This window comes from Mycobacterium terramassiliense (assembly GCF_900157385.1).
Classification (GTDB): Bacteria; Actinomycetota; Actinomycetes; order Mycobacteriales; family Mycobacteriaceae; genus Mycobacterium; species Mycobacterium terramassiliense.
Genome location: NZ_LT717694.1, coordinates 1 through 3,142, shown reverse-complemented (window position 1 = coordinate 3,142; position 3,142 = coordinate 1). Strand labels below are relative to the sequence as shown.

Here is a 3,142-nt window from a genome sequence, read left to right as displayed (position 1 = left end):
TGGGCAGAATTCGCCTAGTCAAGCTGAGCAAATCAATGCCATAAGTCAGGAAATGATGAAAATGAACGATATCGGGCCGAACGGTGGTAAGAAATTCGCAGTAGGCCTCGACCAGACGGACTGAGGACGTCCAATACCAGTAACCGTTATATTCGGCCGGTAGGAACAGGAATTCGTTCGGCCGCTGGTCGAAGCCGGTGATGCAGGCTCCGGCTTTATACAATGCCTGATACGTACTGTCGGTCGAAGCCAGAAGCACCGGTTCGATGCCTGGTTCGTTCTGCAATCCCTGGAATAGTTCATAGGCGATCCGCTGCGCACCGCCCCGTATCAATTCGGGATGGTAGAGACTGACAATGAGAACTTTGGCGTTGCCCTGCGTTTCGGTCATTTCCCTCCTCCTCGTGTTCCCGGTGCGCGCTCAGCGGTGAGCCGGAGTCGAGAAAGCTTGTGACGCAGGACCATGGAGGTTCTTCTTCACGATTTCACCCCAGAGTTTGGTGAAATGCCATCGATTCACCAGACGTCCGCCTCCGAAGGCTGGACGGTATGTAGACCCCTTACCCTCGAAATGCACGAACGGCAGGCAATGGAGCCACGCCGGCTTGCCGGCGCTGAAGCTTTTGAGGCAAAGGTCAGCATCCTCGTACTGTCCGTAGATGTATTCCGCCGAGAACCCCCCCAACGACTCAAACCACTCGCGTTCTACGGACATGAAGGCCCCGGTCACGGCTGGAACCGGGCGCGAGACAAGAAACCGGTTCGTCTGCGGCGGCGCTCCCTTGCCGTAATGTTCCACTCTGAGCATCTCGCAGCGTGTGGCTTGCTGATCCCGAAAAGAGAATTCTACGTCCACTTCAAAGTACATACCCCCATGCATCAACGACCCGTCATCGTAATACAAGGGTGCACCAAACAGCGCAACTTGCTCCGGGGGCAGATCGTTCACGATCCGGCTATGCTGCGACGGCCATTCCGGATCCATCGGAAAAATGTCTGGATTCACTATCAAAAGGCGGGCACTGCGCGCGGCGGCGGCCGCAACGTTATTGGCGACACCAAACCCCGCGTTGCCGGGCAGAAGAATCAGCGTGATCGGCATCCCATAGATCCGGTTCGCGATAGTAGCGTCCTTGATCAGCAACTCTGCCATCTCGGGACTATTCGAGACGTAGATGAATTCGTAATTTTCGATGCCACGGCACTTCGAGAAGAGCGCACACTGAATCCTAAGCAATTCCGGCCTGCCGTACAGACACACGATGATTGATGCTTCCGCGCGAGCCGGCGCCACGCCAATTTGAACCGTTTGTGCGCCCAGGGCCATCCGCTTCGAAACCTTGAGATTCAACGCGATCAGCGAACGTCCTAATCCGGCGTCCAAGTAGCGAAAGGTTTCCACGGGAGCATGCCCGACGGTTTGGGTTCCCAGAAGCTCCAGAGCAAGCTCCATGAATCTTTCTTCGGCCACCGAGCGGATTTGACACTGGAATGTCTTGCGCTCGGCTCCTACCGAGAGGGTCACTTCGGTGACAGGCGCATTCATGGTCTCGGGCCTGTCGATCGCTACAATCGCCCAAAAAGCGAGATTTCTGTCCTCAGGCAGTTGCAGATAGCTTGTGACATCGTTGCGACGGTACCGGTAGACTGCCGTCGTTGAACCCCGCAAACCAAATCCGTTCCGCAGCACCAATTTGCTGACGGGATCCTGTCCGTCGTCGTTTACCCAGCCCAAGACCAGGCATTGCCCGTCTTTGCAACCGAAGATCCCATCCACGCTGGCCGCGGGAAATCCGGGTGTGTCGGCGCGAACGGCCGCTTCATAACGAGAATCCGTAAGACGGCCCTCATGCCTACCATAAGATTCATAGTGGCGTAATGCCGAAGGAAAATGCCCGTCCTCGATGGATCTTGCGACGTCCGGAAACGCTGCGAGATAGGCTGACTCATCAAAATCTTCCGGGGCAGTATCGGCCGAAACCGGGAAAGACGTTCGCAAACCTGCAGGCCCGAGTGTCGCGCTAACTGGCTCAGCTCGCTTCGGAGGCGACGTTGCCGCGCGCACCTTCGGCGGACTCTGATCCGCCGAAGCTTTCTTGCCGGCACCCTTCACGATCGTCATAAGGTACTTTCCGCCGGCGCCGCGAGCGGCCCAGACAGAGTGGAGTCCTTAAGGACATTCGGGCGTCGCGTCGTTCCCGGCATAAGCACGCGGCATCCGCCCCCTTCCAAGTGAAGCAGCCGCTCGGACCACACCTTATAGGGCCACCCGGGTGCCAGTCGACCATTTCGACAGATCCCCAAGTTCGGTGAGTTTCGCCGCCCCCAGGTGCCTTCCCGGGTCGCGCCGCTGGAATCGATCGCCGGATACCAGCCGTCGTCGGTTTTGAGCACCTCGACCCCGTCCACGCACCGGCGCGTCCGATCGCCACCCCCAGAGAAAACCCCGCCCCTGCGCTGCGGCAGGCGACCGCAAACCCGTACGTGGTGCCGGCCGAATCCCAGCGGATCAACACCTTCGGGGAAGATCGGCGTTGACCAGCACCGCTGGGCGCCGCGGTGCCGCGGAGTTGCCGGATTTGTCACCCTCATCATCGACTTGACCCCGACCCCAAATAGCAGCGGCCCGGCGCACGTGGATGACCAGCTGCCCGGTCGTTCAGCGACCGCGCTGGCCTCGTGGCCGGCCGCTCAACCCGCCGACCTTTGCCCGCGCCGTGGCGGTCATCGCGATAGACGGTTCGCCGGCTACGAAACCGCCGCCACCGAAGTCATCCCCGACGCGGTCACCGTGATGGATCCCCTCCGCGTGGTGCATTGGCCCGGGGCAAAGCTGAATCTGATCCGCCAGCGCATCCAGGCAGCGTGGGCCGACGCGGGCACACCGGCGACCCGCTCGACGCGATTCGGCGCATCGCCCGCACCTGCTTACAGCTGCTCTTGATACCTCAATACGCCTGGCTCACAAATCTTTTCGACGCCGAGGAACACCTCGCCGTCAAAGTCGACACCAACCGCCGTCGCGACAACACGGCCATGACCAGACTGATCAACCCGATCCGCCGTGGCGTGCCCACCGCATCGGACGAGATCGCCCAACTCGCCCGCCCCCCGTGGCGCCGCCGACACCCCGGCCTTCTTC

General features: G+C 60.2%; 3 protein-coding genes. 1 reads left to right on the top strand and 2 read right to left on the bottom strand.

Annotated elements, in window-relative coordinates:
* Together MTAB308_RS00050 and MTAB308_RS28755 are read right to left on the bottom strand one after the other, a co-directional pair.
* The coding region (locus tag MTAB308_RS00050; protein ID WP_157900876.1) for a glycosyltransferase at positions 1–391 on the bottom strand (391 nt) is incomplete at its 3' end.
* Between the two features lie 30 nt (positions 392–421).
* Positions 422–2,122 (bottom strand): glycosyltransferase family 2 protein, encoded by a 1,701-nt coding sequence (locus tag MTAB308_RS28755; protein WP_157900875.1) that lies wholly within the window; start codon positions 2,120–2,122, stop codon positions 422–424.
* 513 nt (positions 2,123–2,635) lie between these two features.
* On the opposite strand from MTAB308_RS28755, the gene MTAB308_RS30425 reads away from it, so the two are divergent.
* Positions 2,636–2,944, top strand: coding sequence for a hypothetical protein (locus MTAB308_RS30425; protein ID WP_342744133.1), 309 nt, complete (start codon positions 2,636–2,638; stop codon positions 2,942–2,944).
* Positions 2,945–3,142 lie beyond the last annotated feature (198 nt).

What these genes read in the sequence shown, in the direction of transcription:
- MTAB308_RS28755 (WP_157900875.1), bottom strand. Translation starts at nt 2,122, where the DNA reads ATGACGATCGTGAAGGGTGCCGGCAAGAAAGCTTCGGCGGATCAGAGT.